A 2,800-nucleotide genomic window follows, 5' to 3' on the forward strand; every position below is an offset into this window, starting at 1 on the left:
ATCTCGCCACGCTCCAGGCCCGCCCGGCGCCCGCCGCCGCCAGCGCCGCCGCCGAGCCCGAACCCGACTTCGCCCGCCGCCTCCCGGTTGACGCCAGCACCGCCGACTGGGTGCGCGACATGCAGCGCGTCACCGGCCAGCTCGGCGTCGCCGTCGTCAGCCTGGTCGACACGCCCCGCGCCGCCACCGCCGAGCAGCTCGGCCGCCACGACCTGCAGCTGACGCTGCGCGGCCCGTACCCGCAGGTCAAGCTCGTGCTGAAGGAGCTGCTCGACCGCCACGCCAGCACCACCGTCGCTCGCCTGAACCTGCGTGTGCTGACGAGCCCGGTCGATGTCGAGGCCACGCTGTTGCTGACGCGCTGGAGCCGCCCGCTGTTGACCGCGGCGAGCGCACCGGCGCCCCGCGCCTCGGAGGCCAGCCGCTGATGCCGATGCGCAAGAGCCTCTGGTGGGCCCTGGGCGGCACGCTCGCCCTCACCGCCGCCTCGCTGTGGGCCACGCGGCAGGCGCCCACGCTGGTCGCGGCCGCGGTGCGCGGCAACGATGCGCCTGCGCCAGCCGACGAGCGCCCGCTGTTGCAGGCGGCACCCGGCCCCGCGCGCTGGGATCGCGCCACGCCCGCCGGGCCCTTGCCCGCACAGTGGCCGGCCCAGGCCCTCGAGCCCGCCAAGCGCGACATCTTCCAGCCGGTCCTGCCACCCGCACCACCTCCGCCACCCGCGCCGAAGCCGGTGCCCGTCGTCGCGCCGCCACCGCCGGCACCGATGGCCCCGCCGATGAACTACCGCTTCTTCGGCCGCATGCTCACGCCCGAAGGCGCCTCGATCGTCTACCTCGTGAAAGGCACCGGCGTGCCGATCGAGGTGGCCGTCGACCAGCGCCTGGACGACGGCTATGTCGTCGAATCCATCACCGACCAGGCCGTGCAGCTGGTCTACCCGCCCCTCGGGCAGCGCGCCACCATCGGCATCGCGCCGCCACCGCAGTGAACGCCAGCAGCAGCATGACCACCCTCGCCCGAACCCTCCGCGCACTGCCCTTCGCACTGGCCGCGCTGCTGCTCGCCGGTTGCGCCGAGCAGCGTTACCGCGACGAAGCCCAGCAGGCGCTGCGCGCCGGCAACTACGAACAGGCCCTCAGCCAGCTCGACGCCGGGCTGAAGGAGTACCCGAACAGCACCACGCTGCGCAGCGGCCAGGTGCAGGCCCGCACCGAGGCGCTGGCCCGGCTGATCGCCGAATCGGCCGCCGCGCGTGCCGCCGGCCGCTACGAGGTCGCCGAGCAGGCGCTGCGCCGCGCGAAGGCGCTGAACCCGACCAGCAGCCGCATCGACGACCTGCTCGCCGACGTGGCCACCGAGCAGCGCCAGCGCGCCGCGCTCACCGAGGCCGAGCGCCTGGCCGCCGCGCAGCAGAACGCCGCCGCGTTGCGCGTGGTGGAGCAGGCGCTGAAGGACAACCCGCGCAACTCCGACCTGCTCGCGTTCCAGCGCCGCATCGAGGTCGACGTGCGCCAGGCCGAGGCGCGCGCCAACCAGAAGGGGCTGGCCGAGACCCGCCCGATCTCGCTCGATTTCCGCGACGCCGGGCTGCGCACCGTGCTCGACGTGGTGTCGCGCAACAGCGGCATCAACTTCATCCTCGACAAGGACGTGCGCCCCGACGCCCGCGTCACCGTCTTCCTGCGTTCGGCCCGCGTCGAGGACGCGATCGACCTGATCGTCAGCACCAACCAGCTCGCGAAGAAGGTGATCGACAGCCAGACGCTGCTGATCTACCCGAACACGCCCGAGAAGCAGCGCGAGCACCAGGAGCAGGTCGTCAAGGTGTTCTACCTCGCGAGCGGCGACGCGAAGAGCGCGGCCGCCTTCCTGCGCTCGATGCTGCGCGTGCGCGAGCCCTATGTGGACGAGCGCACCAACATGCTCGCGCTGCGCGATTCGCCCGAGAACATCCAGCTCGCCGAGCGCCTGATGGCCCTGTACGACGCGCACGAGCCCGAGGTGATGCTCGACGTCGAGGTGATCGAGATCCGCAGCACCCGCCTCACCGAGCTGGGCGTCAAGTTCCCCGACACCTTCGCGCTGACGCCGCTGCCGCCGGCCGGCGCGACCGGGCTCACGCTCGGCAACGTGCGCAACCTGACGCGCGACAACATCGGCCTGACCGTCGGCGGCCTGCTCGTCAACCTGCGCCGCGAGGTCGGCGACTTCAACACGCTGGCCAACCCGCGCATCCGCGCGCGCAACAAGGAGAAGGCCAAGATCCTGATCGGCGACAAGGTGCCGGTGATCACCGCCACCATCGGCGGCAGCGGCAGCTTCGTCTCCGACAGCGTCAACTACATCGAGGTCGGGCTGAAGCTGGAGGTCGAGCCGACCATCTACGCCGACGACGACGTGGCGATCCGCGTCGCGCTCGAGGTCAGCTCGCTGGCCGGCCAGGTCAAGACAGCCTCGGGCACGCTCGCCTACCAGATCGGCACCCGCAATGCGTCGACGCTGCTGCGCCTGCGCGATGGCGAGACGCAGATCCTGGCCGGCCTGATCAGCAGCGAGGACCGCTCCAACGCGAGCCGCGTGCCGGGCCTGGGCGACCTGCCGGTGCTGGGGCGGGTGTTCTCCAGCCAGCTCGACGATTCGTCGCGCACCGAGCTGGTCCTCGCGATCACGCCGCGCATCGTGCGCAACCTGCGCCGCCCCGACGCGAACGAGACCGAGATGTGGGTCGGCACCGAGACCTCGCCGCGCCTGCGGCCGACGGGGGGCCGCGCGGCCGCTGCGGTGCCGGCGCCCGGAG

At 72.7% G+C, this 2,800-nt stretch carries 3 protein-coding genes; all 3 read left to right on the forward strand.

Features of this window, described 5'->3' with window-relative positions; translation table 11 throughout:
* Positions 1 to 428, forward strand: a 428-nt coding sequence (locus AC1D1T_RS31520; RefSeq protein ID WP_477993300.1) for a hypothetical protein, incomplete at its 5' end; no start/stop codon positions are given.
* A complete protein-coding gene (locus AC1D1T_RS31525) occupies positions 428 to 991 on the forward strand; it encodes a hypothetical protein (RefSeq protein WP_052211305.1) in 564 nt (187 codons plus the stop codon). The genes AC1D1T_RS31520 and AC1D1T_RS31525, both read left to right, overlap by 1 nt.
* A 14-nt stretch (positions 992 to 1,005) precedes the next feature.
* Positions 1,006 to 2,800 (forward strand): secretin GspD/PilQ domain-containing protein (locus AC1D1T_RS31530; protein WP_477993302.1); only part of this gene is annotated, 1,795 nt, incomplete at its 3' end.

Source organism: Rhizobacter sp. P2_H3 (genome assembly GCF_056403355.1).

Excerpts from the sequence above, each read along its gene's own strand:
- AC1D1T_RS31525 (WP_052211305.1), top strand. The coding sequence starts at position 428 with ATGCCGATGCGCAAGAGCCTCTGGTGGGCCCTGGGCGGCACGCTCGCC.